At 67.4% G+C, this 25,574-nt stretch carries 28 protein-coding genes and 1 tRNA gene; 10 read left to right on the top strand and 19 right to left on the bottom strand.

What is annotated here, in order from left to right:
* Positions 1-21: 21 nt before the first annotated feature.
* Positions 22-708, bottom strand: a complete 687-nt coding sequence (locus BMZ25_RS08525) for a M48 family metallopeptidase (protein ID WP_092691956.1) — start codon at positions 706-708, stop codon at positions 22-24.
* A 190-nt stretch (positions 709-898) separates the two neighbouring features.
* Here BMZ25_RS08525 and BMZ25_RS20805 point away from each other — a divergent pair, with 190 nt between their 5' ends.
* Positions 899-1,066: a hypothetical protein gene (locus BMZ25_RS20805; RefSeq protein ID WP_177190423.1), complete on the top strand. Its 168-nt coding sequence runs from the start codon at positions 899-901 to the stop codon at positions 1,064-1,066.
* A 6-nt stretch (positions 1,067-1,072) separates the two neighbouring features.
* Here the strand turns inward: BMZ25_RS20805 and BMZ25_RS08520 are convergent, their stop codons facing one another.
* Genes BMZ25_RS08520 through BMZ25_RS08500 form a run of 5 tightly spaced genes read right to left on the bottom strand, consistent with a single transcriptional unit; the run spans position 1,073 to position 5,118 of the window.
* On the bottom strand, positions 1,073-2,260 hold the full coding sequence (locus BMZ25_RS08520; RefSeq protein WP_092691950.1) for a vWA domain-containing protein: 1,188 nt from the start codon (positions 2,258-2,260) through the stop codon (positions 1,073-1,075).
* 2 nt (positions 2,261-2,262) lie between these two features.
* Entirely contained in the window at positions 2,263-2,427 is a 165-nt protein-coding gene (locus BMZ25_RS20800; RefSeq protein ID WP_092691948.1) for a hypothetical protein, read from the bottom strand.
* On the bottom strand, positions 2,424-3,809 hold the full coding sequence (locus BMZ25_RS08510) for a DUF2927 domain-containing protein (RefSeq protein ID WP_092691945.1): 1,386 nt from the start codon (positions 3,807-3,809) through the stop codon (positions 2,424-2,426). The genes BMZ25_RS20800 and BMZ25_RS08510 overlap by 4 nt, the downstream gene beginning before the upstream one ends.
* Positions 3,806-4,249, bottom strand: a complete 444-nt coding sequence (locus tag BMZ25_RS08505; RefSeq protein ID WP_092691938.1) for a GNAT family N-acetyltransferase — start codon at positions 4,247-4,249, stop codon at positions 3,806-3,808. Before BMZ25_RS08505 ends, BMZ25_RS08510 begins: the two co-directional genes overlap by 4 nt.
* A 29-nt stretch (positions 4,250-4,278) precedes the next feature.
* Positions 4,279-5,118 (bottom strand): AAA family ATPase, encoded by an 840-nt coding sequence (locus BMZ25_RS08500; RefSeq protein WP_092691935.1) that lies wholly within the window; start codon positions 5,116-5,118, stop codon positions 4,279-4,281.
* A gap of 182 nt (positions 5,119-5,300) precedes the next feature.
* Here BMZ25_RS08500 and dksA point away from each other — a divergent pair, with 182 nt between their 5' ends.
* Positions 5,301-5,723 (top strand): RNA polymerase-binding protein DksA, encoded by a 423-nt coding sequence (gene dksA, locus BMZ25_RS08495; protein ID WP_408033428.1) that lies wholly within the window; start codon positions 5,301-5,303, stop codon positions 5,721-5,723.
* A 75-nt stretch (positions 5,724-5,798) separates the two neighbouring features.
* Positions 5,799-6,983 carry an FAD-dependent monooxygenase gene (locus BMZ25_RS08490; protein WP_092691930.1) on the top strand — a complete coding sequence of 395 codons (1,185 nt, stop codon included), beginning with the start codon at positions 5,799-5,801 and terminating at the stop codon, positions 6,981-6,983.
* On the opposite strand, the gene tpiA is transcribed toward BMZ25_RS08490, so the two are convergent.
* The 8 genes from tpiA to rimK form a co-directional block, all read right to left on the bottom strand.
* Complete coding sequence (gene tpiA, locus BMZ25_RS08485; RefSeq protein ID WP_092691927.1) at positions 6,971-7,726, bottom strand: triose-phosphate isomerase; 756 nt, start codon at positions 7,724-7,726, stop codon at positions 6,971-6,973. The two genes, BMZ25_RS08490 and tpiA, sit on opposite strands and share 13 nt — an antisense overlap.
* An 82-nt stretch (positions 7,727-7,808) precedes the next feature.
* Positions 7,809-8,186 carry a HesB/IscA family protein gene (locus BMZ25_RS08480; RefSeq protein ID WP_092691924.1) on the bottom strand — a complete coding sequence of 126 codons (378 nt, stop codon included), beginning with the start codon at positions 8,184-8,186 and terminating at the stop codon, positions 7,809-7,811.
* 51 nt (positions 8,187-8,237) lie between these two features.
* Positions 8,238-8,969 carry a DUF3307 domain-containing protein gene (locus tag BMZ25_RS08475; protein ID WP_092691921.1) on the bottom strand — a complete coding sequence of 244 codons (732 nt, stop codon included), beginning with the start codon at positions 8,967-8,969 and terminating at the stop codon, positions 8,238-8,240.
* A gap of 81 nt (positions 8,970-9,050) precedes the next feature.
* Positions 9,051-9,704 carry a hypothetical protein gene (locus BMZ25_RS08470; RefSeq protein ID WP_092691918.1) on the bottom strand — a complete coding sequence of 218 codons (654 nt, stop codon included), beginning with the start codon at positions 9,702-9,704 and terminating at the stop codon, positions 9,051-9,053.
* A 64-nt stretch (positions 9,705-9,768) separates the two neighbouring features.
* Positions 9,769-10,320, bottom strand: a complete 552-nt coding sequence (locus BMZ25_RS08465; protein WP_092691915.1) for a sugar O-acetyltransferase — start codon at positions 10,318-10,320, stop codon at positions 9,769-9,771.
* A 201-nt stretch (positions 10,321-10,521) separates the two neighbouring features.
* The gene (locus BMZ25_RS08460) at positions 10,522-10,884 is read right to left on the bottom strand and encodes an SUF system Fe-S cluster assembly protein (RefSeq protein WP_092691912.1); all 363 of its coding nucleotides are present in this window, start codon (positions 10,882-10,884) and stop codon (positions 10,522-10,524) included.
* 72 nt (positions 10,885-10,956) lie between these two features.
* The gene (locus tag BMZ25_RS08455; protein ID WP_092691908.1) at positions 10,957-12,597 is read right to left on the bottom strand and encodes a mechanosensitive ion channel family protein; all 1,641 of its coding nucleotides are present in this window, start codon (positions 12,595-12,597) and stop codon (positions 10,957-10,959) included.
* A gap of 38 nt (positions 12,598-12,635) precedes the next feature.
* Positions 12,636-14,042: a 30S ribosomal protein S6--L-glutamate ligase gene (gene rimK, locus BMZ25_RS08450; protein ID WP_092691904.1), complete on the bottom strand. Its 1,407-nt coding sequence runs from the start codon at positions 14,040-14,042 to the stop codon at positions 12,636-12,638.
* A 180-nt stretch (positions 14,043-14,222) separates the two neighbouring features.
* Between rimK and BMZ25_RS08445 the strand changes: the two genes are divergently transcribed.
* The 5 genes from BMZ25_RS08445 to BMZ25_RS08425 all read left to right on the top strand — a co-directional run bounded on the left by BMZ25_RS08445 (position 14,223) and on the right by BMZ25_RS08425 (position 20,270).
* Positions 14,223-14,705, top strand: a complete 483-nt coding sequence (locus BMZ25_RS08445; protein WP_092691900.1) for a YciE/YciF ferroxidase family protein — start codon at positions 14,223-14,225, stop codon at positions 14,703-14,705.
* An 85-nt stretch (positions 14,706-14,790) separates the two neighbouring features.
* Positions 14,791-15,921, top strand: a complete 1,131-nt coding sequence (gene tgt, locus BMZ25_RS08440; RefSeq protein ID WP_092691897.1) for a tRNA guanosine(34) transglycosylase Tgt — start codon at positions 14,791-14,793, stop codon at positions 15,919-15,921.
* 87 nt (positions 15,922-16,008) lie between these two features.
* Positions 16,009-17,100: a histidine kinase dimerization/phosphoacceptor domain -containing protein gene (locus tag BMZ25_RS08435; protein WP_092691894.1), complete on the top strand. Its 1,092-nt coding sequence runs from the start codon at positions 16,009-16,011 to the stop codon at positions 17,098-17,100.
* Positions 17,101-17,289: 189 nt separating this feature from the next.
* Positions 17,290-19,704 carry an endopeptidase La gene (lon, locus tag BMZ25_RS08430; protein WP_092691888.1) on the top strand — a complete coding sequence of 805 codons (2,415 nt, stop codon included), beginning with the start codon at positions 17,290-17,292 and terminating at the stop codon, positions 19,702-19,704.
* 203 nt (positions 19,705-19,907) lie between these two features.
* Positions 19,908-20,270: a DMT family protein gene (locus BMZ25_RS08425; RefSeq protein WP_218142524.1), complete on the top strand. Its 363-nt coding sequence runs from the start codon at positions 19,908-19,910 to the stop codon at positions 20,268-20,270.
* Between the two features lie 6 nt (positions 20,271-20,276).
* Here BMZ25_RS08425 and BMZ25_RS08420 read toward each other — a convergent pair whose 3' ends face one another.
* Complete coding sequence (locus tag BMZ25_RS08420; RefSeq protein WP_092691881.1) at positions 20,277-21,188, bottom strand: 5'-methylthioadenosine/S-adenosylhomocysteine nucleosidase; 912 nt, start codon at positions 21,186-21,188, stop codon at positions 20,277-20,279.
* A 292-nt stretch (positions 21,189-21,480) separates the two neighbouring features.
* Between BMZ25_RS08420 and BMZ25_RS08415 the strand changes: the two genes are divergently transcribed.
* Positions 21,481-21,825, top strand: a complete 345-nt coding sequence (locus tag BMZ25_RS08415) for an HU family DNA-binding protein (protein ID WP_235859825.1) — start codon at positions 21,481-21,483, stop codon at positions 21,823-21,825.
* Positions 21,826-21,838: 13 nt separating this feature from the next.
* Positions 21,839-21,913 (top strand) — tRNA-Val (locus BMZ25_RS08410).
* A gap of 165 nt (positions 21,914-22,078) precedes the next feature.
* Here BMZ25_RS08410 and BMZ25_RS08405 read toward each other — a convergent pair.
* From BMZ25_RS08405 to bcp, 4 genes are all read right to left on the bottom strand, one after another.
* Complete coding sequence (locus tag BMZ25_RS08405; RefSeq protein ID WP_092691873.1) at positions 22,079-22,666, bottom strand: bactofilin family protein; 588 nt, start codon at positions 22,664-22,666, stop codon at positions 22,079-22,081.
* Positions 22,656-23,948: a M23 family metallopeptidase gene (locus BMZ25_RS08400; RefSeq protein ID WP_235859824.1), complete on the bottom strand. Its 1,293-nt coding sequence runs from the start codon at positions 23,946-23,948 to the stop codon at positions 22,656-22,658. Before BMZ25_RS08400 ends, BMZ25_RS08405 begins: the two co-directional genes overlap by 11 nt.
* A gap of 204 nt (positions 23,949-24,152) precedes the next feature.
* Positions 24,153-24,992, bottom strand: coding sequence for a ferritin-like domain-containing protein (locus BMZ25_RS08395; RefSeq protein WP_092691867.1), 840 nt, complete (start codon positions 24,990-24,992; stop codon positions 24,153-24,155).
* A 64-nt stretch (positions 24,993-25,056) separates the two neighbouring features.
* Entirely contained in the window at positions 25,057-25,518 is a 462-nt protein-coding gene (gene bcp / locus BMZ25_RS08390) for a thioredoxin-dependent thiol peroxidase (RefSeq protein ID WP_092691862.1), read from the bottom strand.
* Positions 25,519-25,574 lie beyond the last annotated feature (56 nt).

Here is a 25,574-nt window from a genome sequence, read left to right as displayed (position 1 = left end):
GGCGGGGAATGGCAATGGCCCTCAGGTCACCTGCCAGCGCGCCTCGCGTGCTTCGATGGCGGCGATGCGCTCGTCCGACTTGGGATGGCTCATCAGCCAGGCGGGCATGGCCCCGCCGCGGGCCCCCGTCAGGCGCTCGAGCTTGGAGAACAGGGATTTCTGCGGATCGGTGCCGATCCCTGCCTTGGTCAGCAGCGCCGAGGCGTAGGCGTCAGCCTCGTATTCGTCGTTGCGCGAGAGCCGGGCGGACACCAGCGACATCAGGCCATTGGCGATCATCACGCCGATCCCCGGCAGAAGCCGCGACAGCACCATCGCCAGCGCGGTGCGCATCGCGTTCTGGCCCGAGAAGTCGATCATCCGCCGCCGCGCGTGACCCAGGGCGACATGGCCCATCTCGTGCGCGATCACGCTCGCCATCTCCTCGGCGGTGACCTCGCCCGCGCGGTAGCGGTCGTAGAAGCCGCGGGTGATGAAGATCCGGCCGTCCGGCGCCGCCAGCCCGTTGACCGGCGCAACCTCGTAGATGTGCACGCGGATGCGGTCGATCTCGAGCGCGGCGGCCATCCTGTCGCACAGCGTCCGCAGCCGCATGTCCGCCAGCTCGGTCGACTTGGCGTCGAGCTCGCGCCGGGTGCGCCAGGCCGAGAAGTGGTACAGCGCGACGGCGTAGAGAGCGGCCAGAAGGATCGGGGTCAGCTTCAGCATGCCTCATGATATGGCACCGGCGGGGGCCGAGGCCAGCGATTCACCGAGGCGGCTTTGCCTTGGAAACGGCGACAATCACGGGAATGTGCGACGACCGTGTCCGAAATGCATCACCTGGGGGCGTTTCGCGAAGGATTTTTGAAACCCTCGCCGTGTTCGGGTGTTAGGATGCCAGCAAGAGGGATCGAAGATGTACGACAGGCCGACAAACAGTCCGCTCATCCAGAGTGCATTGAAGCGTGCGTTCCGTGCCGACACGTCGAAGGATACCGGTAGCTGGGACGACCGTTTCGACGAGCTTCTGGGCAAGCTGGACGCGGCGTACAGCGCCCCGCGGGCCGAGCGGAAGGAGGCTTGAGCCGCCTCAGCGGCCCAGTTCGCGCATCCCCCTCTGGACGCCCTCGAGCGTCATCGGAACCATCCTGTCCGGACCGACGATCTTCTGGATCATGCCGATCGAGGGCGTGAGCCGCCAGTACCGTTCGGGCACCGGGTTGATCCACAGCACCTCCGGCCATTGCGTGACGGCCCGGCGCAACCAAGTTTCCCCCGATTCCGGGTTCCAGTGTTCGTTTGCGCCGCCGGGCATGGCGATCTCGTAGGGTGACATCGACGCGTCGCCGACGAAGATGCACTTGTAGTCGCCACCGTAGGTATTGAGCAGCTCTCGGGTCGAGGTCTGCTCCGTCCAGCGCCGGCGATTGTCGGTCCACACGCCTTCGTAGAGGCAGTTGTGGAAGTAGTATGTCTCGAGATGCTTGAATTCGGCGCGGGCGGCGCTGAACAGCTCTTCGACCACACGGACATGCGGATCCATCGAGCCGCCGATATCGACGAACAGCAGGACCTTCACGGTGTTGCGCCGCTCGGGCCGTGTCTTGACGTCGAGATAGCCGTGCTCGGCCGTGGAGCGGATCGTGCTGTCGAGGTCCAGTTCCTCGTCGGCGCCGTCCCGCGCCCATTTGCGCAGCCGCTTCATCGCGACCTTGATATTGCGCGTGCCCAGTTCGACCTGGTCGTCGAGGTTGCGGAACTCGCGCCTGTCCCACACCTTGACCGCCCGGCGGTGGCGGCTTTCGTCCTGGCCGATGCGCACGCCCTCGGGGTTGTAGCCATGGGCGCCGAAGGGCGAGGTGCCGGCGGTGCCGATCCACTTGCTGCCGCCCTGATGGCGGGCCTCCTGTTCGTTCAGGCGCTCGCGCAGGGTCTCCATCAGCGCCTCGAAGCCGCCCATCGACTCGATCTCGGCCTTCTCGGCGTCGCTCAGGTGCTTTTCGGCCATCTTGCGCAGCCAGTCCTCGGGCAGATCCATCGCCTCGACCACCTGGTCGACGGTGATCTGCTCGAGCCCCGAGAATGCCTTGGCGAAGGCCTGGTCGAACCGGTCGATGTGGCGTTCGTCCTTCACCATCGCGCTGCGGGCGAGGTAGTAGAACCCCTCGACGTCGTAGGTCACGAGATCGGCGCGCATCGCCTCGAGAAAGGTGAGGTATTCCCGGATCGAGACCGGCACGCCGTGCCGACGCAGGGTGTCGAAGAAGGGCAGGAACACGGTCAGAGCACGCGCGAGGCCACGACGGTCAGGATCAGGCCGACGAGGAACCCCGCGATCCCGAAGGCCGCGGCATATTGCGCGATGTCGAGCCGGCTTCCCTTGCGCCGGCGCGCAAGAAATCCGCCCCAGAGAGCCGAGGCGAGACCGAGCAGAATAGCAATCATAGGGCAGGCGTTCCTTTACGGACTGGATTGAGGCCGGCGATCTCGCCGGCGCGGCGGCGGACCTCGTCGTCGCTGCCGAAACCGTAGCGCGCCAGCGCCAGGCTTTCGCGGCGCACCTCCTGGGCCTCGGCCGGGCGGCCGAGCATTTCGAGGCCCTCGACCTTGACCAGCATCAGCGACGCCAGGAGCGCGGCATTGCCGGCTTCGGCGACGGGGGTGCTGTTGGTGTCGACCAGGTCGATGGCGGCTTCCGGCTGGCCCGACGACAGGGCGAAGGCGGCAAGCTGCATCGCCACATGCGCCTGGTGCAGCCGCGTCTCGGGGCTTTGGGCATAGATCGTGCCGGCCTTGAGGAACGAGGACAGCGCGAGTTCCGGGTCGTCGGCGAGCGATAGCCGGCCCAGGGCGAACAGGCTGAAGGCCATCCGATTGTCGTTCCAGCCGTTCTGACGGGCGAGCGACACCGCCCGGCCGGCGGCGGCACGCCGCTTGCCCATGGTGGTGTCGGGACCGAGCGCTGTCTCGATCGCGCCGACCCAGTCGCGCGGTGTCTCGAGGTCCCGGCGCCCGGTCGGGCGGCGGTTCCCGGCGGGATTGATCCGGGCAAGGATGCCCGGCAGCCGCGCACGGACCTGCGAAGGGGACATGCCGGAGTGCAGTTCGGACGAATAGGTCGCCCGCAGGATCGTCATGTCGAAGCCGGTCAGCACGGTGTGGAAGTTGTCGTCGTTGAAGACGCTGTCGGTCAGCCGGTAGAGGTCATTCAGTGGCCCGAGAGCCTGGGCGACCTCTTCGTGCAGGCAGTCGCGCACCTCCTGCGGCGAGACGTCCCGCGGAATGAAGACGGCCATCCGCTCGCGCGTCTTCAGCGTGGTCCAATCCAGCTGGGGGCTGCGGCGGTTGTTCACGAACTCCTCCCAGCTCGACAGGCGGGGCACGACGAAGCAGGCGGCCTGGGGCACCGCGCGCTGAAGCTCGGCCCGCGACACGGACTGCACGGTGATCGAGGCCTGCCGCGAGGCCGGCACGCGGCGGATGTCGATCCCGGCCTCGCGCCGGAAACGGGTGACGAGGCGGTCGAGGTCGCCCGACAGGCTGGGTTGCGCGCGCCCGACCGCGCGGATCGTCACGGGCCCCTCGAAGCGGGTGAACACCGGCAGCTTGCGCCCGCTTTCGAGGGTAAAGCTGAGTTCCATGAAGTCCTGCACGATCTCGTGATTGCTCGCCGCGGGGCGGTGGGGCGCGCCCACCGTCGGCACCTTCATGGGCGGCAGGTCGCCGGTGAAGACCATCCGCCGCTCGGCGACGGGCGGCGCGGAACTGGGCGCACAGGCGGCGATGGCGCCTGCGACCAGAAGCGACAGGAGGATGCGGCGGGTCATGCCCGCGTATACTTCACGAAAGGCGTCAGCTTGCCAACACGGTCATAGAGCAGCCGCGCGGTGGTGTTGAAGTCCTGCGTCAGCCAGTAGACGCCGTCGGCACCGTAGGCGTCGGCGGCGCCGTAGACCGCCTCGATCAGCGCGCGGCCGACGCCCAACCCGCGATGCTCCGGCGCGGCGTAGAGATCCTGCAGGTAACAGGTCTCGGCGAGCTTCCACATGTGGCGGTGAAACAGGAAATGGGTCAGCCCGATGAGTTCGCCGTCGGTCTCGGCCACGAGGCCGTGGAAGTCGTGCGTATCGTCGCCGACGAGCCGCGAAAAGGCGGCGTCGTAGACGTCGGGCGAGACCTCGGTCTCGTAAAAGTGAAGATAGCCGCGCCAGAGCGCCTCCCATTCGGGGCGGTCCTCGGGGCGGACGGGTCGGATCGTCAGGCTCATGGCGGCCCCTTCGGGCAGTGTCTGGTTTCCTATCTGTCGCGCCGGGCCATGAAGGCGAGGCGCTCGAACAGGTGCACGTCCTGTTCGTTCTTCAGGAGAGCCCCGTGCAGGCGGGGCAGGGCAGAGGTGCCGTCGCCGCGCAGGTCCTCGGCGGTCAGGTCCTCGGCCAGCAGCAGCTTGAGCCAGTCGAGCACCTCCGAGGTCGAGGGTTTCTTCTTGAGGCCCTGCTGCTCGCGCAGCTCGTAGAACTGGGTCAGCGCCGTGGTCAGCAGCGCGTCCTTGATTCCCGGATGGTGCACCTCGACGATCCGCTTCATCGTCTCCATGTCCGGAAACCGGATGTAATGGAAGAAACAGCGACGCAGGAACGCGTCCGGCAGCTCTTTTTCGTTGTTTGACGTGATGATGACGATCGGGCGTTGCTGCGCGGTGACGGTCTCTCCGGTCTCGTAGACGTGGAATTCCATCCGGTCGAGTTCCTGCAGCAGGTCGTTGGGGAACTCGATATCCGCCTTGTCGATCTCGTCGATCAGCAGGACGGTCCGCTCCCCGGCCTCGAAGGCCTGCCACAGCTTGCCCTTGCGGATGTAGTTGCGCACGTCGTTGACGCGCTCGTCGCCCAGCTGGCTGTCGCGAAGCCGGCTGACTGCGTCGTATTCGTACAAGCCCTGCTGTGCCCGTGTGGTGGATTTCACATGCCACTCGAGCATCGGCAGTCCGAGCCCGGCGGCCACCTGGCGGGCCAGTTCCGTCTTGCCCGTGCCCGGCTCGCCCTTGACCAGAAGGGGCCGTTGCAGCGTCACCGCCGCGTTGACCGCGACCGTGAGGTCGTCGGTCGATACATACGACTCGGTTCCCGTGAATTTCATGGGAAAATCAACCCCCTGTCAAAAGACATTCATGCGGCGGGATCTGGCCCCTCCGCGCACCTAACCCGCCCTATTGCCTAGTGACAACAGCTATCCCTTGGGATAATGGAAGCGCGCGAGGGGAGATGTCCATGACTGATCACACGTCCGACACACTCGGAGGACGGGGAGAGGGGAAGAAGATGAAAGCCGAGATTTTTCTGCCCGATGATTACCGTCCCGCCGAGGACGAGCCGTTCATGAACGAACGGCAGGTCGAGTACTTTCGCCGCAAATTGATCGCCTGGCGAAACGACCTTCTCGACGAAAGCAAGACCACGATCGAGGGGTTGCAGGATGGCACCCGCAACATTCCCGACGTGGCCGACCGCGCGAGCGAAGAGACCGACCGCGCGCTTGAACTGCGCACCCGTGACCGTCAGCGCAAGCTCGTCGCCAAGATCGAGCAGGCGCTGCGCCGGATCGAAGAGGGCGAGTACGGCTATTGCGAAGCGACCGGAGAGCCGATCTCGCTGAAGCGGCTCGACGCGCGGCCCATCGCCACGCTGAGCCTCGAGGCGCAGGAAAAGCACGAGCGCCGCGAGAAGGTGCATCGCGACGACTGATCGCGTGCGCCGGCGCAGGATATCGGGGCATCGGGGTGCGCGGCATCCCGGTGCCCCGTTTTGTTTGGAGAGGGCATGCTGCAGGGTCGTGAAATAGCCGTCCTCGGGGCCGGTATCGGGGGGCTGGCGGTGGCGCAGGCGCTGGCGCAGCGCGGCGCCCGCGTGACGCTGTTGGAACAGGCGCCCGCGCTGACCGAGGTGGGCGCGGGGATCCAGATATCGCCCAACGGGGTGGCGGTTCTGGACGGGCTGGGTCTGGGCGCCGCGGCCCGCCGCGCCGGGGTCGAGAGCCGGGCGGTCGTCCTTCGTCACGGGCCCTCGGGGCGCTCCGTCGCGCGGATGGAGTTCGCCAAGCATCCCCAGCCGCGTCCCTACCTTATGATGCACCGCGCCGACCTGATCGGCGTGCTCGAACAGGGCGCGCGGCAGGCGGGCGTGGACATCTGCCTGGACCAGCGCATCAGGTCGGTCGAGGCCGCCGGTCCCGGTGTGCGGCTGACCCAGCAGGACGGCAAGATGACCGTGCCGTTCCTCGTCGGGGCGGACGGGCTGCGGTCGCGGACGCGGGCGCTGTTGAACGGGGCCGATGCGCCGCGCTTCACCGGGCAGGTCGCCTGGCGCGCGGTGATCGGCGCGGGCGGCGAGGCCTCGGCGGTCTCGACCGTCGAGATGGGGCCGGGGCGCCATCTCGTGCGCTACCCGATACGGGGCGGCGTCCAGATGAACATCGTCGGCATCCGCGAGCAGGAGACCTGGTCCGAAGAAGGCTGGAAGCACGTCGACGACCCCGACAACCTACGGGCCGCCTTCGCAGGCTTCTCGCCGCGCGTGCGCAAGCTGCTGGACCGGGTGGAGACGGTGAACATCTGGGGCCTGTTCCGTCATCCGGTGGCCCCGCACTGGCACGGCGGCCAGGTGGCTCTGGTGGGGGACGCGGCGCATCCGACGCTGCCGTTTCTCGCCCAGGGCGCGAACCTGGCGCTCGAGGATGCCTGGATGCTGGCGGCCTGTCTGGATGCGCTGCCCGAGGACGAGGCGCTGGCCGCCTACCAGCAGCGGCGGGTGCCGCGCGTCTCGCGGGCCATCGCTGCGGCCGAGGCGAACGCGCGGAACTATCACCACGCCAACCCGCTGAAGGTGGCCGTCGGCCATACCGGGCTGCGGATGCTAAGCCGGGCCGCGCCGGGATTGCTGTTGTCGAAGTTCGACTGGCTCTACGGCCACGACGTGACCGCAGAGCCGGTCCCTCAGGCCGCCTGAAGCGCGGCGATGATGCCGCCGAAATCGTCGGCCTTGAGCGATGCGCCGCCTACCAGCGCGCCGTCGACGTCGGGCACGGCAAAGATCTCGGCCGCGTTCGACGGCTTGACCGACCCGCCGTAGAGCAGGCGGATGCCGGCGCCCGTGTCGTCTCCGAAGCGCTTCTGCAGCGCCTGGCGGAGAAAGCCGTGCACTTCCTCGATCTCCTCGTTGGTGGGAACCTTGCCGGTACCGATCGCCCAGACCGGCTCATAGGCGACGACCAGTTGCTCGCCGTCGATACCATCGGGGACCGAGCCCTGAAGCTGACCGCCGACCACGTCGATCGTCGAGCCGCCCTCGCGCTGTTCCAGCGTCTCTCCCACACAGACGATCACTCGCATCCCCGCGGCAAGCGCCGCCTGGGCCTTGGCACGGACGATATCGTCGGTCTCGCCGTGATCGGCACGGCGCTCGGAGTGGCCGACGATGACGTGTCGCGCACCGGCCTCGGCCAGCATCGGCGCGGCGATGTCGCCGGTGTGGGCGCCTTTCTCTTCCTGGTGGCAGTCCTGTGCGCCGACCTGCACCGGCGTTCCCGCCGTGCGTTGCGCCATCGGCGAGATCAGCGTGGCGGGCGGGCAGATCAGGACGTCGCAGCCGGGATCGGGATGCGCGGCCAGAAGCGCGTCGATCTGCGCGAAATCGGCCAGCGCGCCGTTCATCTTCCAGTTTCCGGCGGCGAGTTTGCGGCGAGGGGCCATCGGCGGTGTCTCCCAGTCATGTGGCTTCGGACCACACATAGCGACCGGAGCCCGCAGGGAAAACCGCCGGTGGCGTCGGGGATCAGCTGTCGCGCTCGGCGGCGAGCTCTTCCACGTCCTTGAACTTGATCGACTCGCCGCAGCCGCAGGCGTCGGCGACGTTCGGATTGCGGAACCTGAACGACGATTCCAGCAGCGACGTCTCGTAGTCGATCTCGGTGCCGAACAGGAACATCTGCGCCATCGGCGCGATCATCACGCGCGCGCCGTCCTGTTCGACGACCTCGTCGTTCGCGTCCACCTCGGTCACGTAGTCCATGGTGTATTCCATGCCCGCGCAACCGCCCTTCTTGACGCCAATCCTCAGGCCCTGGTGGCCGTCGCGTTCCATCAGCTTGGTGATCTGGTGCACGGCGGCGGGTGTCATTGTCACCGCCTGCTTGCCGGGAATACCGAACATGAACCGTCCTTTCACTTTGTCCTTTGAAACTAAGGCTTCGGCGGCTTCGGCTCAAGGGGGGCCGCCCGCCAGCGTGATCAGCGCGCCGGTGGCAAAGGCGGCGGCCAGCGCCCACCCGACCGAGGCGAGCGTGCCGATGATGACGTATTCCGCGATCCGGCGATCGTCCTTCGAGGCATTGAAGCGCAGGATCGATTTCGCCGCGATCAGGAAGGCGACGCCGGTGGGATAGCCGGCCAGCACCAGCAGATAGGTCAGCCCGCGTTCCAGCTGGCCGATCAGCAGCCCGCCGTTCTGCAACCCGCCCGACAGGATCGCCGCCCGCTTCCAGTAGGGGGTGTAGGGTGCAAGCAGCTTGTCCACGGCAAAGCCCCCCGTCCGCACGGCGACGATGAAGCCGGCGACGTACAGCATTGCAAGCGGCACGAGGTCCGCGACCTTCGCCGGCAGCAGGTCGGGCCACAGGCCGTCCTTCCAGAGTGTCGGCGCCGCCACGGCGATCGCGCCGATGGTGATCAGGTGCGCCCCCTGATCGATGAGAAAGGGGCGGATCGTGTCTTCGACGGCCAGCTTCACCCGGTCGATCCCCAGATGAGCCACCGCCAGCAGCACGACGGGCAGTGCGACGACCTGTCCCAGCGCGGCCAGGCTTGCCGCCAGCACGATGGCCGCGTGGGCGAGCTGGACGAGAGGGCGCCTCTTTTCGCGGATCATGCCGTCGCTCTGCAGCATGAAATCGGCCAGGACATGAGCGAAGAGCAGGGCGGCGGCGGTCTGGTACATGCGGGCTCGGTCTCAGGGCGTGGGGCCTGTTCTGGCGATTACAGGCGTGGTGGTCCAATTACAGGGCGCAGAGCCTGTAATCTAATTAACAGGTCTAGGGACCTGATGGTTGCAGGGCTGCCAAGCGCCCTCGACCTGCTCCAGCGCCTCGGCCACCGCCCAGAACGCCGCGGCGTCCAGCCTGTCGGCCACGCTCTGCTGGCGGATGCCGAGATCGTCGGCGATGGCGGCCTGTGTCGGTGCCACGGGCCTCAGCGACCGGGTCAGCGCCTCGCCCTGCGCGGCGGTCCATCCTTGGGCAATGGCGTCGAGCAGGACGGTGACGGCCTCCAGCAGCGGGCCATGACCGGGTGCCGCCAGCGCCAAGCGTCGCCCGCGGCCCATCGCGTCCAGCGCTGCGCCCGCGGCGTGGAAGGCGGGGCCGTCGGCGTCCGACAGGGTCTCGTCGCCCAACCTCTCGACCGCGCCGATGCCGACGGCCAGCCGCAGGTCGATGTCCAGCTCGGCCGCCCGGAGGCTGGCCAGCACGAAGAGCGCGCTGCGCAGGGACAGGTCCGGCCGTGCGAGGTAGACCTGCCAGCCGTCGCCCCGGAACCGCGTCGGTCGCAGCGGGGCGCCATGCCACGCCGACAGGGTCTCGGCGGCGGCGGACAGTGTTTCGAACCCGCGCGCGAGCACGTCCGGGCCCGCCTGCCGCGAGCGCACGAAATCCCCGGTGAGAACCGCCCGTTCCATCGCCTGCCGTCCTTCTTTGCCTCGCCGCGAGTGTCGCAGGTGCGGCCGCCGCAAGGCAAGCGCCTCAGCGTGCGGGCAGCACGCGGGCGGGGTTGCCGGCGACGCGCGCGCCGGCGGGCACGTCGTGGGTGACGACCGCCCCTGCGCCGACGATCGCGTCGTCGCCCACGGTCACGCCCGGCAGGATCAGCGCGGCGGCGCCGATCCAGACATTGCGGCCGATGGTCACCGGCCGCCCGTTCTCCAGCCCCGCGTCGCGGCTTTCGGCATCGCGGGGGTGGTCGGCGGCGAGAAGCTGGACGTTCGGGCCGACCTGAACGTTGTCCCCGATGCGGATCGGGCAGACATCCAGCATCACGCAGCCGAAGTTGAAGAAGCAGTCGGCGCCGATTTCGATATGGCAGCCGTAATCGACATAGACCGGCGCCCGGACGGCGCTGCCGGGGCCCAGGGCGCCGAAGAGCTCTGCCAGGATCGGATCGCGGGCCTCTGCCTCGCCGACGATCGTGCTGTTGTAGCGGCGCATGAGATCTTGCGCGCGGGCCCGCATCGCGGCCAGCTCGGGGTCGCCGGGACGATAGAGCGCACCCGACAGCATCTTTTCGAGTTCGGTCATCCCGCGCTCCGAAGTGTGGTCGAAACCAAAAAGGGGACGGCGCGGCGCCGTCCCCGAAACTGGGTCACAAGGTATCGTGAATATCAACCGCTATCCAAATCGCGCGGACCGCGCGATGCGCGCCGTCTCCGCGTGCAGGTGTCTAGCGGGTCATCATGACGGCCATGCGTCTTGCGGATGAAGGTCGCACGACAGCGCCGTTTACATGAAGCCGAGCTCGAGCCGCGCCTCGTCGGTCATCATGTCCATGCCCCACGGCGGATCCCACGTGATCTCGACGTCGACGGTCTTCACGCCCGGCAGCGGCTCGATCGCGTCGGCGACCCAGCCCGGCATCTCGCCGGCGACGGGGCAGCCGGGTGCCGTCAGCGTCATGATGACCTGCACCGCGTTCTCGCTGTCGATATCGATCGTGTAGACCAGCCCGAGATCGTAGATGTTCACTGGGATCTCGGGGTCGTAGACCGAGCGGCAGGCCTCGACCACGTTGTCGTAGAGCGGATGCTCGGTGCTCGACGGTTTGATCAGCGGCGCGCCCTCGAGCTGTTCGGTGGTGTCGGTCATCGCGGATCCATCCTTCATTTCCGACCTGATACATAAGGATTGCGCGCGGACGCGTCCAGTGCCGCCGTCGCGCTAGGCCAGTTCGTCCATGCGGCTTTGGGGCAGGTAGGGCAGGGGGGCGTGCAGCTCGAACTCCCGCGCCGAGGCGACGATCTCTTCGCGAAGCTGACAGCCGAGGAACCAGGCCGAGTTCGGGTCCGGCGCCGGGAACTGAAAGCGCACGAGCTGGCCGAACGCGTCCTGAGAGATGACGAGCGTCTTGATCTTGTCCGAGGGTTCCACCTCGTCGAAGCGGCCGGCAAGCTCGGCGAACCGCTCGCGCATGCGGGGGATGTCGGCGGTGTTGGCGAGCGTGATCTCGATCGGCACCACCATCGCGTTGTCCTCGAGCGACCAGTTGACGAAGAACTCGGTCACGAAGCGTTCGACGGGCACCACGATGCGGTTGCTGTTCCACTTCTTCAGCTGGACATAGGTGAAGTGGATGCGCTCGACCGTGCACCACGCGCCGTCGAAGACGATCTGGTCGCCGATCCGGGCCGACCGGTTCATCGCAATCTGGAGCGAGGCGAGGATGTTGCCCAGCACCCGCCGCGCGGCGAAACCGATCACCAGCGTCAGCGCACCGGCCGAGGCCAGCAGCGAGAAGCCCACGGTCCGGTAGATGTCCAGCGCCGCCAGCACGACGCCCACGCCCACGGCAAGGCCGATCACGATGATGATCCGGCGCGCGGCACTGACCGACGTGGCAAAGGATCGCAGCCGGTTGTTGTCGGGGTCTGCCAGCGCCTCGGAGTCGAAGGTGACGAGCCGCTCTAGGATGGCGTCGATGACGTGCAGCGCGAAGATCAGGAACGCGATGATATAGCCGATCACCGTCAGTGGCGGGATGATGACGGCGAAGGGGTTGGACACCACGAACAGGTTCAGCATCACGAGGCGGATGATCAGCATCGACACCGCGATCACCGACGGCCACCGAAGCGCGTGCAGAGCGACCGTCGACCAGCGGCCGCGCGCCCGCCGCGCGAGCATGGCGAAGAAGCGGCGCGTCAGCCATCCGGCGCCGAGCGCCACGGCCAGCACGAGCGGCGTGAGGATTACCTCCCACCAGTGCAGCCCCCAGAAGGCCGGCCCGCGCAGCACCTCGGGCAGCGCCTCTTCCAGGTCCGAGGGGCCGTAGCGGGCGTAAAGGACGGGGATGCGCGTGACCGTGCGTTGCGAGAACACCCAGACCGGCTCGCCGTCCGAAGGCTTCACCCGGTTCAGCCGGATCGCCGCCTCGCGGTTTCCCAGGTCCAGCACGCCGAGCAACAGGCTGCGCTGCGGCTCGCCCGCCATCGCGGTGGACGAGGCGGCGTTGGCGTTCAGCGCGTCCGGACGCTCCAGCAGCGACCGCCACGAGATCAGGGCCTTGCGGTCGAGGATGTCGCGCAACTGGCGGGCAAGCTCGGGGCCGTTCTCGGCCTGCTCGTTCTCGGGCAGGCCGGTCAGGTCCAGAAGATGCGCCGCTTCCTCGTAGGCTTCGGCGTCCGTCAGGTCGAGAAAGCTCTCGACCGCGCCCTGCGGCGTGCGCCTCTCGATCCGCGAGGGCAACTCGGGAAGGCCGGAATTGAACGACTCCACCTCGAACCACGCCCCCGGCGCGTCCTGCGCCGAGGCGGGGACGGCAAGAAGGCACAGAGCGATCAATAGGCCGGCGAGATGTCGCATACCGCCTAGTAACGGCGTCGTGAGGTCCGGGTTCCCGACTATTTCGTCGCGCTGCCGGCCGAGCGTCCGCGACGGCGCACGGGGGCCGGGCGCGCGCGCTTCTCGATCCCGTCATAGAGCAGCCCCGCGACGTTCTTGCCGCTGGCCTTCTCGATGCCCTCGAGGCCGGGCGACGAGTTCACCTCCAGCACCTTGGGGCCGTCGCTGCCACGCAGGAGGTCGACGCCCGCAAGGCCCAGCTTGAAGGCGCGGGCGGCGCGTATCGCGGTGTCGCGCTCGTCCTTGGTGATCCGTACCGCCACCGCCGAGCCGCCGCGATGCAGGTTCGACCGGAACTCGCCCGCCGGGGCTGAACGCTTCATCGACGCGACGACGCGGCCGCCCATGACGAGACAGCGGATGTCCTCGCCCGCGGCCTCCTTGACGAAATCCTGCACCAGGAAGTTCGCGCGCAGTCCGCGGAAGGCGTCGATCACCGATTGCGCGGCCTTTTTCGTCTCGGCCATGACCACGCCCTTGCCCTGGGTGGACTCCAGGAGCTTCACGATCAGCGGCGCCGTCCCGACCAGACCGATCAGGTTGTCGGTGTCCTTGGGCGAGGCGGCGAAGGCGGTGGTCGGCATGCCGATGCGGTGACGGGCGAGGATCTGGTGGGCATAGAGCTTGTCGCGACTGGCCGCGATCCCTTCGGAGCCGTTGACGCAGTGGGTGCCGATCGTCTCGAACTGCCGGATCACCGCCGTGCCGTAGGGCGTGATCGACGCGCCGATGCGCGGCACCACGGCGTCGTAGCGGGGCAGGCGCTGGCCGTCGTAGTGTACCTCGGGCGCCAGCGAGTTGATCGTCATGTAGCAGCGCGTGGTGTCGATCACCTCGATCGTGTGACCGCGCTTCTCGCCCTCCTGCACCAGCCGGCGGGTCGAATAGCTGTGGGGCTCGCGGCTGAGGACGGCGATCCGCAACGCGCGCTCGGGCGCAACCTCGCGCACGCGGGCGGAGTGATAGACGTCATAGCTGAGTTCCGGCTGGCAGAAGCTTTCGCCCGGCGCGATCACCATGTCCTCGGGGAACGCCTGCCGGCCCAGCAGCATGCGATAGGCCATCTGCCCGCGGTCGGTGAGCGTCAACTCCACCGGCCAGCGGCGCTCGCCGACCTTCAACTCGCTTTCGATGACATAGCGCAGCTCGGTGTCGCCGTTCGACGAGGTCACCTCGCGCCGGTCCGTGATCGGGGCCGAACAGGGGATCGCCAGGTCGCCGCGGTTCGGGATCGGGTGCACCAGGAACCGCACGCGGGGCCGGTTGGCCGGGCCGAACGGCTCGATCTCGTAGGCGTGCAGCGCCGAGGTCCGGGCCCCGGTATCGACCTTTGCCTTCAGCGCCGGCAGGCCGAGTTTCGGCAATCCGACCCATTCCTCCCAGCCGAGTCGAAACTCGTCAGCCATGTCATCTCTCCGTCCGGATTTGAGCGCGATGGTTTGCACAGAACGCGTCCCGGTGCAAAGCGCTTAAGGTTTCGGTCACTTCGTTGCACGTTGGCGCACAAGGGCGGGAACGCGTTCGGTGCCGGGTGGTTTCGCCGGCATCCGGGCACGGTGCCCGGCCATGTTCCACTGGAGGATGAGATGAAGGATCTCAATGCACTGTTCACGCATTTCGTGCGCGATATCTACTATGCCGAACGTCAGATCCTGAAGACCCTGCCCAAGATGGCGCGCAAGGCGCAGTCGCCCGACCTGCGCGAGGCGTTCGAGATGCACCACGAAGAGACCGAGGGCCAGATCGAGCGTCTGGAGCAGGTCTTCGAACTTCTCGACCTGAAGCCGCGCGGCGTCACCTGCGAGGCGATCGACGGCATCCTCGCCGAGGGCAAGGAGATCATGGAAGAGACGGACTCGCCGGATGCCCGCGACGCCGGCATGATCGCGGCCGCGCAGGCGGTCGAGCATTACGAGATCACCCGCTACGGCACGATGATCTCATGGGCGCGGCAGCTGGGTCTGACCGACGCCGCCGAGCTTCTGCAGAGCACGCTCGAGCAGGAATACGCGGCGGATGACAAGCTGTCCAAGCTTGCCGAGGGCGCGCTGAACAAGGAAGCCGCCTGAGGCTCGTGCGGCGCGGGCTGGTGCCTTCCCGCGGCCCGCGTCGCATCGAATTGCCAATTCCCGGCGCGGGCGCTATCCGACGTCCGTGACCAACCGTTTCTCGTTCTCCCTTAAGGCCACCGACGGCCGCGCGCGCACCGGCACCATCTCGACCCCGCGGGGCGAGGTGCGGACGCCGGCATTCATGCCCGTCGGCACCGCCGCGACCGTCAAGGCGATGCTGCCCGAAAGCGTGCGCGACACCGGCGCCGACATCCTGCTGGGCAATACCTATCACCTGATGCTGCGCCCCACGGCCGAGCGGATCGCCCGGCTTGGCGGGTTGCACGATTTCATGAACTGGCAGCGGCCGATCCTGACGGACTCGGGCGGGTTCCAGGTGATGAGCCTGGCCGACCTGCGCAAGCTCGACGAGCGCGGCGTCACCTTCAAGAGCCACATCGACGGCTCGCGCCACGAGCTGACGCCCGAGCGCTCGATGGAAATCCAGCGGCTTTTGGGCTCGGACATCGTGATGTGCTTCGACGAATGCCCCTCGCTGCCCGCCGACGAGAGCCGCGTGGCCGACTCGATGCGCCTGTCGATGCGGTGGGCCGAGCGGTCAAGGGCGGCCTTCGGTGACCGGCCGGGCCATGCGCTGTTCGGGATCCAGCAGGGCGGGGTGACGCCGGAGCTGCGCGAGGAAAGCGCGAAGGCCCTGACCGACATCGGGTTCGACGGCTACGCGGTGGGCGGTCTCGCCGTGGGCGAGGGGCAGGAGGCGATGTTCGGCGTGCTGGACTATGCGCCCGAGATGCTGCCCCATGACAAGCCGCGCTACCTGATGGGGGTGGGCAAGCCCGACGACATCGTCGGCGCGGTCGCCCGCGGCATCGACATGATGGACTGCGTGCTGCCCTCGCGCTCGGGGCGGACCGGGCAGGCGTGGACGCGCCGCGGGCAGGTCAACATCAAGAACGCCCGCCACCAGGACGATCCGCGCCCCCTCGACGAGTCCTGCGGCTGCCCCGCCTGTCGCAGCTATTCGCGCGCCTACCTGCATCACGTCTTCCGCGCGGGCGAGATGATCTCGGGCATGCTGCTGACATGGCACAACCTGCACTATTACCAGGATCTGATGCAGGGTCTCCGCGACGCCATCGCCGCGGGGCGGCTGGAGGCGTTCACCGACGAGTTCCACGCGCTGCGGGCCGAGGGCGACATAGAGCGGCTCTGACGGCAGGGACGCACGATGATGAAAGTTGTTTCCGGCACACCGCTTGGCTAGCGTGCCGCCGGGGCCGAAGGACGACGACGGGGACCGATGAAACCGCAGAAGCACCCTCAGGAAGAAGATCGCCTCGCCACGCTGACGGCCTACGGCGTGCTGGACTCGGCGCGCGATCCCGAGTTCGACGAGATCGTCGATCTCGCCGCCGCGATTTGCGAGACGCCCGTTGCCATCGTGAACCTGATCGACAGCGACCGGGGCTGGTTCAAGGCCGAGACGGGCATGAGCGTGCCCGAGGTGCCGCGCGACCATGCCTTCTGCTCGCATGCCATCCTCGAGGACGGCGTCGTCGAGATCCCCGATACCCGGCAGGATGCGCGCACCGCCGACAATCCGCTGACGATCGACGGCAGCCCGGTGCGGTTCTATGCCGGTGCGCCGCTGGTCGCGCCGAACGGCCTGCCGCTCGGCTCGCTCTGCGTGCTCGACACGCGGCCCCGCCGGCTGACCGACCTGCAATTGCGGACCCTGCGCGCGCTCGCCCAGCTGGGGATGCAGCAGATGGAGCTGCGCCTGCGGCTCGAGCGCGAGAAGGTGCTGCGGCAGGAGGTCGATCACCGGGTGAAGAACTCGCTGCAATCCGTCGTGGCGCTGACCCGCATCCAGGGGCGCCGGGCGGAGTCGGAAGAGACCCGCGCCGCGCTGGCGCAGGTCCGCGGTCGTATCGAGGTCATCACCGCACTGCATGAACAGCTCTATCGCACGGATGCCGGCGACCGGATCGACCTGTCGGAGTTCGCCGGCAACGTTGCGCGGTTCCTGTCCGGCTTCCGGCCCGAGAACGTGTCCATCTCGCTCGACGTTCCCCGCATGTTCGTCACATCGAGCCAAGCCAGCGCGATAGGCGTCATCGTGAACGAATGTGCGGCCAACGCCTTTCGCCACGGGTTTCCGGACGGGCGCGCCGGCCGGGTGACGATCACCGCCCGGCCCGATGGCGACGGCATGGTCCTGGTGTGCGAGGATGACGGTATCGGCCTGTCCGACAACGGCACCAAGAGCGCGACGGGCGGGCTGGGGATGCAGGTGATCTCGGCCTCCGCCGATCAGCTGGGCGGGCCGCACAGGGTCGAGAATGGCGACCCCGGCGTGCGCATCATCGTGCCGTTCACGCCGGTGCCGTGACATCGTGCGGGTGGCCGTGCGAACGCCCTTGCCCCATATGAATGGGGAGGGCACACTGCCCGGCAACCCGCGGGCGGCCGTGGTTGAACGCAGAAGGCGCGCACCCCAAATACCATTGCCGAGACCGGAGAGGATCAAACGGTTGCCGCATTTCGGGACCAGCGTCCTCTTGCCAACAAAGGATAAAGCATGACCGAGCAACTCAGCCATTCCTACCCAGTCCTGCCGTTGCGGGACATCGTGGTCTTTCCGCACATGGTTGTGCCGCTGTTCGTCGGCCGCGAAAAGTCCGTGAAGGCGCTGGAAGAGGTTATGGCGGACGACAAGCAGATCCTGCTGTCGAGCCAGATCGACCCCAGCGTCGACGATCCCAGCGCAGACGGCATCTACAAGGCCGGCGTGCTGGCCAATGTGCTTCAGCTGCTCAAGCTGCCCGACGGCACGGTGAAGGTGCTGGTCGAGGGCAAGGCGCGCGTCCGCATCACCGAATTCGTCGAGAACGCCGAGTTCTTCGAAGCCCACGCCGAGACGCTCGACGAGGAGACCGGTGACGAATCCACCGTCGAGGCGCTGGTGCGCTCGGTCGCCGAAGAGTTCGAGCGGTACGCCAAGGTCAAGAAGAACATCCCCGAAGAGGCACTCTCTTCGGTGTCCGAGACCCGCGAAAGCGCCAAGCTGGCCGACCTCGTCGCCGGTCACCTGGGCGTCGAAGTCGAGCAGAAGCAGGAGCTTCTGGAGACGCTGAGCGTCGCCGACCGGCTGGAGAAGGTCTATGGCCTGATGCAGGGCGAGATGTCGGTCCTGCAGGTCGAGAAGAAGATCAAGACCCGCGTCAAGTCGCAGATGGAGCGGACCCAGCGCGAGTACTATCTGAATGAGCAGATGAAGGCCATTCAGAAGGAGCTGGGCGACGGCGAGGACGGCCAGAACGAGGTCGCCGAGCTCGAGCAGCGCATCGCCGACACCAAGCTGTCCGACGAGGCGCGCGAGAAGGCCGATGCCGAGGTCAAGAAGCTCAAGAACATGAGCCCGATGTCCGCCGAGGCGACGGTCGTGCGCAACTACCTAGACTGGATGCTGTCGATCCCGTGGGGCAACAAGTCCCGCACAAAGAAGGATCTGGGCCGCGCCGAGAAGGTTCTCGACGACGACCACTACGGCCTCGAGAAGGTGAAGGAGCGGATCGTCGAGTATCTTGCGACGCAACAGCGCTCGAAGAAGCTGAAGGGTCCGATCCTGTGCCTCGTCGGCCCGCCGGGCGTGGGCAAGACGTCGCTGGGCAAGTCGGTCGCCCGCGCCACGGGGCGCGAGTTCATCCGCATCTCGCTGGGTGGCGTCCGCGACGAGTCCGAGATCCGCGGCCACCGTCGGACCTATATCGGCTCGATGCCGGGCAAGATCATCCAGTCGCTGAAGAAGGCCAAGACGACCAACCCGCTTATCCTGCTCGACGAAATCGACAAGATGGGCCAGGACTTCCGCGGCGACCCGGCCTCGGCCATGCTCGAGGTGCTGGATCCCGAGCAGAACGGAACCTTCGTCGACCACTATCTCGAGGTGGAATACGACCTGTCGAACGTGATGTTCCTGACCACGGCGAACTCCTACAACATGCCGGAGCCGCTGCTGGACCGGATGGAGATCATTCCGCTGGCCGGGTACACCGAGGACGAGAAGCGCGAGATCGCCAAGCAGCACCTGCTGGACAAGCAGGTCAAGAACCACGGCCTCAAGAAGGGCGAGTTCGAGCTGACCGACGACGCGCTGAACGAGATGATCCGGACCTACACCCGCGAGGCCGGCGTGCGTAACCTCGAGCGTGAGATCGCCAAGGTCGCACGGAAGGCGGTCACGAAGATCATCAAGAAGGAGACCGACAAGGTCACGGTCACGGCCGAGAACCTCGACGATTTCCTCGGCGTGCGGAAGTTCCGCTATGGTCTGGCCGAGGAAAAGGACCAGGTCGGCGTGGTCACGGGTCTGGCCTACACCCAGGTCGGCGGCGAACTGCTGCAGATCGAGGCGCTGAAGCTGCCCGGCAAGGGCCGGATGAAGACGACCGGCAAGCTGGGCGACGTGATGAAGGAGTCGATCGACGCGGCAAGCTCTTACGTGCGGTCGATCGCGCCGCAGATCGGAGTCAAGCCGCCGAAGTTCGACACGATGGACATCCACGTCCACGTCCCTGAGGGCGCCACGCCCAAGGACGGCCCGTCGGCCGGCCTGGCAATGGTCACGTCGATCGTGTCGGTCCTGACGGGCATCCCGGTCAAGCGCGATGTCGCCATGACGGGCGAGGTCACGCTGCGCGGCAACGCGCTGCAGATCGGCGGCCTCAAGGAAAAGCTGCTGGCGGCTCTGCGCGGCGGGCTCAAGACCGTCCTGATCCCGCAGGAGAACGCCAAGGACCTGGCCGAGATCCCCGACAACGTGAAGGAGGGGCTCGAGATCATCCCGGTCAGCCACGTGTCCGACGTGCTCAAGCACGCGCTGGTGCGGCAGCCCGAGCCGATCGAGTGGGACGAGGCGGCCGAGGAAGAGGCCGAAGCGGCCCGCGCGCAGCAACAGCGCCGCGAGGAAGGCCCCAGCGCGACCACGCACTGACGGCCCCTACAAATCGAATAGGGAAAGGGCGCCCCTTCGGGGGCGCCCTTTTCGTGTGTCTCCTCCTGTGTCGCCCCGAGGGCATCCCGCGCCACCGATTGAACCCATCCGGCTGCGGCGCTAGGTCTGGGCAATCGTCAGGCGGCCGCCCCGCATGCCCGGAGCCAGCAGGCGCCGCCCCTCACCGCCAACGGAGATCGTGCGTGACGCTTCCACCTGTCTGGCCGGCGCTGGCGCCGCTGGTGCTGCTATCGCTGTCGAACGTGTTCATGACCTTCGCCTGGTATGGCCACCTGAAGTTTCCGCACGCGCCGCTCTGGGCTGTGGTCGCGATCAGCTGGTGCATTGCGCTTGTCGAATATTGTCTCGCGGTTCCTGCCAACCGGATCGGCCACGCGGTCTGGTCCGCGGCCGAGCTGAAGACGATGCAGGAGGTCATCACCCTGATCGTCTTCGCCGGTTTTTCGGCGCTCTATCTCGGCGAGCGCCTCACATGGAGCCACGCGCTCGGCTTCGCCCTGATCGCGAGCGGCGCCGGCGTGGTGTTTCTCAAGCCGCTCGGTTGAGCGCCGTCACCCGCGCTCGCCCCAGGTCGACAGGAAGGCCCGGACGACCGTTGCGCTGTTGCCGGCGGCGAGGTCCATGAAGGTCTCCATCTCGTTGTCCTCGTCGCCGCCCCCGGCCAGGTCGGAGAGGGAGCGGAAGGCGATGAACGGCACCTCGTTGACATAGGCGACCTGCGCCACCGCGGCGCTTTCCATGTCGAGCACGCGGGCATCGAACGTGTCGAACGCCCAGGTTCGCAGGTCGGCGTTGTCCACGAAGGCCGCGCCCGACACGCCGTTGCCGCCCACGACGATCCGGGGCGTGTCGGACAGGCACTCCGTCTCTGCGCTGCACTCGTCCAGCGTCAGGCTGCCGGCCACGACCTCGGCCACCGACAGCATCGCGTCATCCGCGGGAAACCAGAAGCGGGTTTCGGGCGTGTCGCTGCGGGCGGAGATGACCGTCTGGTTGCGGGTATGGATCATGCCGAAGGGGGCGAAGTCAGAGGTCATCCACGGCGGAATGCTGAAACCGTCTTCCGTCTCGCGCGCCATGATCGTGTCGAGGTACTGGCCCCACTGCGCGGCGACGACCACGTCCCCGATGTTCAGATCTGGGTCGACGCCACCCGCGATCCCGGAGAACACGATCCCCTCGATGTCGAAGGCGTCGAGTGTCATCTGCGTCGTCATCGCCGCGTTGACCATGCTGACGCCCGACAAGACGAGCACCACGTCCTGACCCGCGATCTCTCCGGTCACGAAGCGCTTGCCGTTGATGACGTGGTCTTCAGGGTCGGCCAATCCCTCTTCCAGCGCGGTCCATTCCGGCTGGAACGCGGACATGACGGCGAGGCGGGGCGTATCGTCCAGCGTCTGTGCCGCGGCGGAGAAGGGCAAAGCGGTGGCGAGTGCGACGAGGGCCAGGCGGTGCGGCATCGGATGTCTCCTTTGGTGTCCGCTGCCACGCTAGGCCGGTCGCGGGCGGATGAGAACCGATGCCCGCCGCCGCAGGGCAGGACGCGCCGCGCGGATCGCGGGGCTGCCGGGATTTTGGGCACGCGCCCCGGCCGCCCGTGACAGCCGGGCGGGAACGTCCTAGCGTGCGGACCGACCGAGCGAAGACAATCCCGAGGCAGACATGGTTTCCAGTACGAGTCGCCCGAAACGACCGCCCGCGGGGCCGCCGGACGAGGGGCCTGCGACGCGCGACGCCGCATCGACGACGGTCGTGACCGCGCCGACCCCGATGGTGAGCGCGCCCGAGCTGAAGAAGAAGGACCTGATCGACCGCGTGGTGGCGGCGTCGGGCGTGAAGAAGCGCGACGCCAAGCCGGCGGTCGAGGCCACGCTGGCGGTGCTGGGCGAGGCGCTGTCCGAGGGGCGCGACCTCAACCTGCCGCCGCTTGGCAAGACGAAGATCAACAACGTCAAGGACAAGGCGAACGCCCGGGTGCTGAATCTGCGCCTTCGCCGACCGACACGGATGATACACGAGACCGACGGCAAAGAGACCGCTCCGGAGAGCGACAAAAGCACCACTTCGCCCCTTGCGGACCGCGGCGAGGACGGCTAATAGAACCGCCGTCGGGCGATTAGCTCAGTGGTAGAGCGCTTCGTTCACATCGAAGATGTCAGAAGTTCGAATCTTCTATCGCCCACCATACCAAGGCCCCGGGGATGCCCCGGGGCCTTCGTTTTTTTGGGGGCCGTCCGGCGCGCTCCCTGACCTCGTCACGCCCCCCTTGCCGCAAAACGAAACGGCCCCGCAGGGGCTGCCTGCGGGGCCGTCGAAAGAGGTGTCCTGCCCGGCGAGGGGCGGGGAAGTGTCAGCCCTTTTGTTCGGTCGACTGCGCCTTGCCCGTGGGTGCGGCGCTGCCGTTCGGGGTCGGCGTCTGCTGGCCGCCCTGGGCCCTGCCGGTCGTGGCGCTCTGGCCCGACTGCTGGGTCTGTTGCGAACTGTTCAGGGGGTCGTCGCGCCGCTGCACGGAGCCCTCGAAATGGGCGCCGCTCTCGATCGCGATGGTCTTGTGGATGATGTCGCCCTCGACACGCGCGGTGGAGGTCAGGCGTACCTTGAGGCCGCGGACACGGCCCACGACGCGGCCGTTCACGACGACGTCGTCGGCCATGACCTCACCCTTGACAGTGGCGTTCTCGCCGACGGTCAGCAGGTGTGCGCGGATGTCGCCCTCGATCGTGCCCTCGATCTGGATGTCGCCCGTGGTCTTGAGATTGCCCTTGACCGTCAGGTCGGACGACAGGACCGATGCCGGCGGCTTGGCCTTCGGCTGCGACGAAGGCTGGAACTCGGTCGAGGTCTTGGCAGCGGAGGTGGTGTCGGTGGCGGACCGGTCCTCTGTCGCCTCGCCGCCCTGTTTCGGGCCGGGCTCGTTGATCTTGCTCTTAGAAAACATCTCTCGCAGCCTTGATGTAAGTCATCGGATTCACGGGCTTTCCGTTGACGCGGACCTCATAGTGAAGATGAGTGCCTGTCGAACGTCCTGAATTGCCCATATCACCGATGCGCTCGCCGCGCGAGACCCTTTGCCCGACCTTGACGCGAATCTGGGACTGGTGTGCGTAACGTGTCTCGATTCCGAATTCGTGCTGGATCTTCACCAGCCGGCCATAGCCCGACATCCAGCCCGCATGGGTGACCACACCGTCGGCGGTGGCGTAGATCGGCGTGCCGTGCGGCGCGGCGAAGTCGGTGCCCTCGTGCATCCGGCCCCAGCGCTTGCCGAAGCCGCTGGTGAAGCGGAACGAACTCTTCAGCGGGATCGAGAACGGCGCCTTCTGCGCGGCGATCCGGTAGAGGTTCATCTCGTCCAGACGCTCGAGGATCGAGTTGGCGCGCATGCCGTCGGCGTCGGGGCCTTCGCCCTTGGTCGAGAGCGACAGCGGAGTCAGCGGGCCGCCCTGTCCGGAATAGCCGCGGCGCACGGTCGAGATCAGCTGGTCGGGATCGAGGCCGGCACTTTCGAACATCTTGTCGAGCGGCTTGACCGACACGGTCACCGCGTCTTCGAGCTGGCTGAAGATGCGGTCGTTGCGCTCCTGCTTGAGCCGGGCCTCGAGGATCATCTTCTCGGCGAAGGCCTCGGCATCCTCGGCCTCGGCGGCGAGCGCGTCGCGCTGGCCCGCGGTGTCGGACAGCGCCGCCGTCATGAAGTCGAGCGTCGTCTCGAGTTGGGCGACGTCGCGCTTGTCGTCCTCGGCCGCCTCGCCGTCCAGCTCGGCCCGCAGAGAGGCGACCTTGGTCTGGGCGGCGTCGCGATCCTTGATGACCTTGCGCAACGTGTCCTGTGCGGCGGCGACGCCGGTCTCGGCCTCGCGCCGGCGGGTTTCCGAGGCGAGAAGCGCGGTCTGCATCTCCGAGACCTGGCCGAGCGCCGCATTGAACCGCGAGATCGCGTCGCGGGCGTTCTCGGCGTTGGCGTCGCGTTCCTTCGCCAGCGCATTCAGGCGCTGTTCGTATGTCTGCTGCTCACGTGCCGCCTGTTCGCGAAGAGAGCCCGAGCCGATGGTGTCCATCATCACGATGGCCGATGCCACGATCGTCCAGCCGACGACGAGGGCACTGCCCGAGATGGCGACCAGTTGCGTGGTGGGGGAGAGTCGGACGAACCGCGTTTCGGTGTCCGACTTGAGAAATAGCCGCTGTTCCGGGAAGGCGCGCTCGACGAACGCTCCCAACTTGCTCGCTTTCGGTGATGTCACGTCCCTGATGCCCCGTAGGTTGCCCTTGTCCTCAAGCTGGCCCGGTTTCCCCCTCCCGGGCCTTAACCGGATGGGTACCGGCAGCGTGTCTCACAAGCAACAAGTTTAGCCAGCGTGACGAAGCGTGAGCGGGATCAGGACTTTGTTTGGCAATTTTTCGCCGATAATTTCGGCCGCGACTCACGGTTTCGGGGGCATATCCTCGGCAAGGGGCCAGTAGAAATCGGGCGGCAGACCGGCCTCGGCGCGCTTTTCGGTGTTGAACGGCGGCTTCAGCGCACCGTGGAAATAGCGGCGGACAAGCTCGTGGAAGAACGGTTTTGGGTCGCGGTCCTCGCGGCCGCACAGGAAGTGGAACCACTTCGAGCCGTAGGCGACGTGGCTGACCTCTTCGGAATAGATCGTCTCGAGCGCGGCGACGGCATCCGCATCGCCCGCCTTGCGGAAGATCTCGATCATGCCCGGCGTCACGTCGAGCCCGCGCGCTTCGAGCACCATCGGCACCACGGCGAGGCGGCCCATGATGTCATCGGCGGTCTCCTCGGCCGCGCGCCAAATTCCGGCATGGGCGGGCAGGGCGCCGTAATGGCTGCCCATCGCCTCCAGGCAATCGGCCATCAGGTTGAAGTGCTTGGACTCGTCGTCGGCGGCCTGCACCCAGTCGTCGAAGTACCCCGCCGGCAGCGGCATGCCGCTGAACCGCGCGATCACGTCCCAGTGCAGGTCGACGGCGTTCAGCTCGATATGGGCGACGGCGTGCAGGATGGCCTTGCGCCCCTCGGGCGTGCCCGGCCGGCGCCGCGGTACCTCGCGCGGGTCCAGCAGCTCGGGCCGGTCGGGACGGGCCGGGCGCAGCGGCGGCGTGGCGGTGCCGACGGCGATCCCGGTCGCGTCTTCCTCGCGCGAAGCGCGCCACGCGGCAGCGTACTGGCGCGACAGCGCGGTCTTGGCGCGGGCGTCGGCGGTGGTCAGCACCTCGGTGGCCATCTGGGCCAGTGTCGTCGCGCTCGTCCCGGTCATGTCATGCCTCCGCTGCCTGTCGGCGGCGTCTCTATCGCGTGGGGCGCAGGGCGCAAGCGGTGGCTCAGAGCGCCTTCGCCTCCGACAGCACCTCTTCGGCGTGGTCTTGCACCTTCACCTTGGGCCAGACCTTCGCCACGACGCCCTCGCGGTCGATCAGGAAGGTCGTCCGCTCGATCCCCATGAAGGTCTTGCCGTACATCTTCTTCTCGGCCCAGACGCCGTAGCGCTCGCAGACATCGCCCTCGGCATCGGACAAGAGCGCGATCCCCAGCCCGTGCTTGTCGCGGAACTTGTCGTGCTTGGCGACCGTGTCCTTCGACACGCCCAGAACGGTCACGTCCGCCGCCTCGAAGGCGTCGGCGTGCTCGGTGAAGGCGACGGCTTCCTTCGTGCAGCCCGAGGTGTCGTCGCGCGGATAGAAATACAGCACGACCTTGCGTCCCTTCAGTTCTGACAGGGTGATCTCGCCGCCGCCATCGCGGGGCAGGGTGAAGTCGGGGGCGGTCTGGCCGGCGTCGATCATCGCGCGTGGCTCCTGTGTGGTGGCGGCGAGTCGCCGGCGGCGGGTTTGCGGCCGGC

Source organism: Tranquillimonas rosea (genome assembly GCF_900111315.1).
Lineage (GTDB): Bacteria > Pseudomonadota > Alphaproteobacteria > Rhodobacterales > Rhodobacteraceae > Tranquillimonas > Tranquillimonas rosea.
This window is presented reverse-complemented; position numbering and strand designations above follow the sequence as displayed.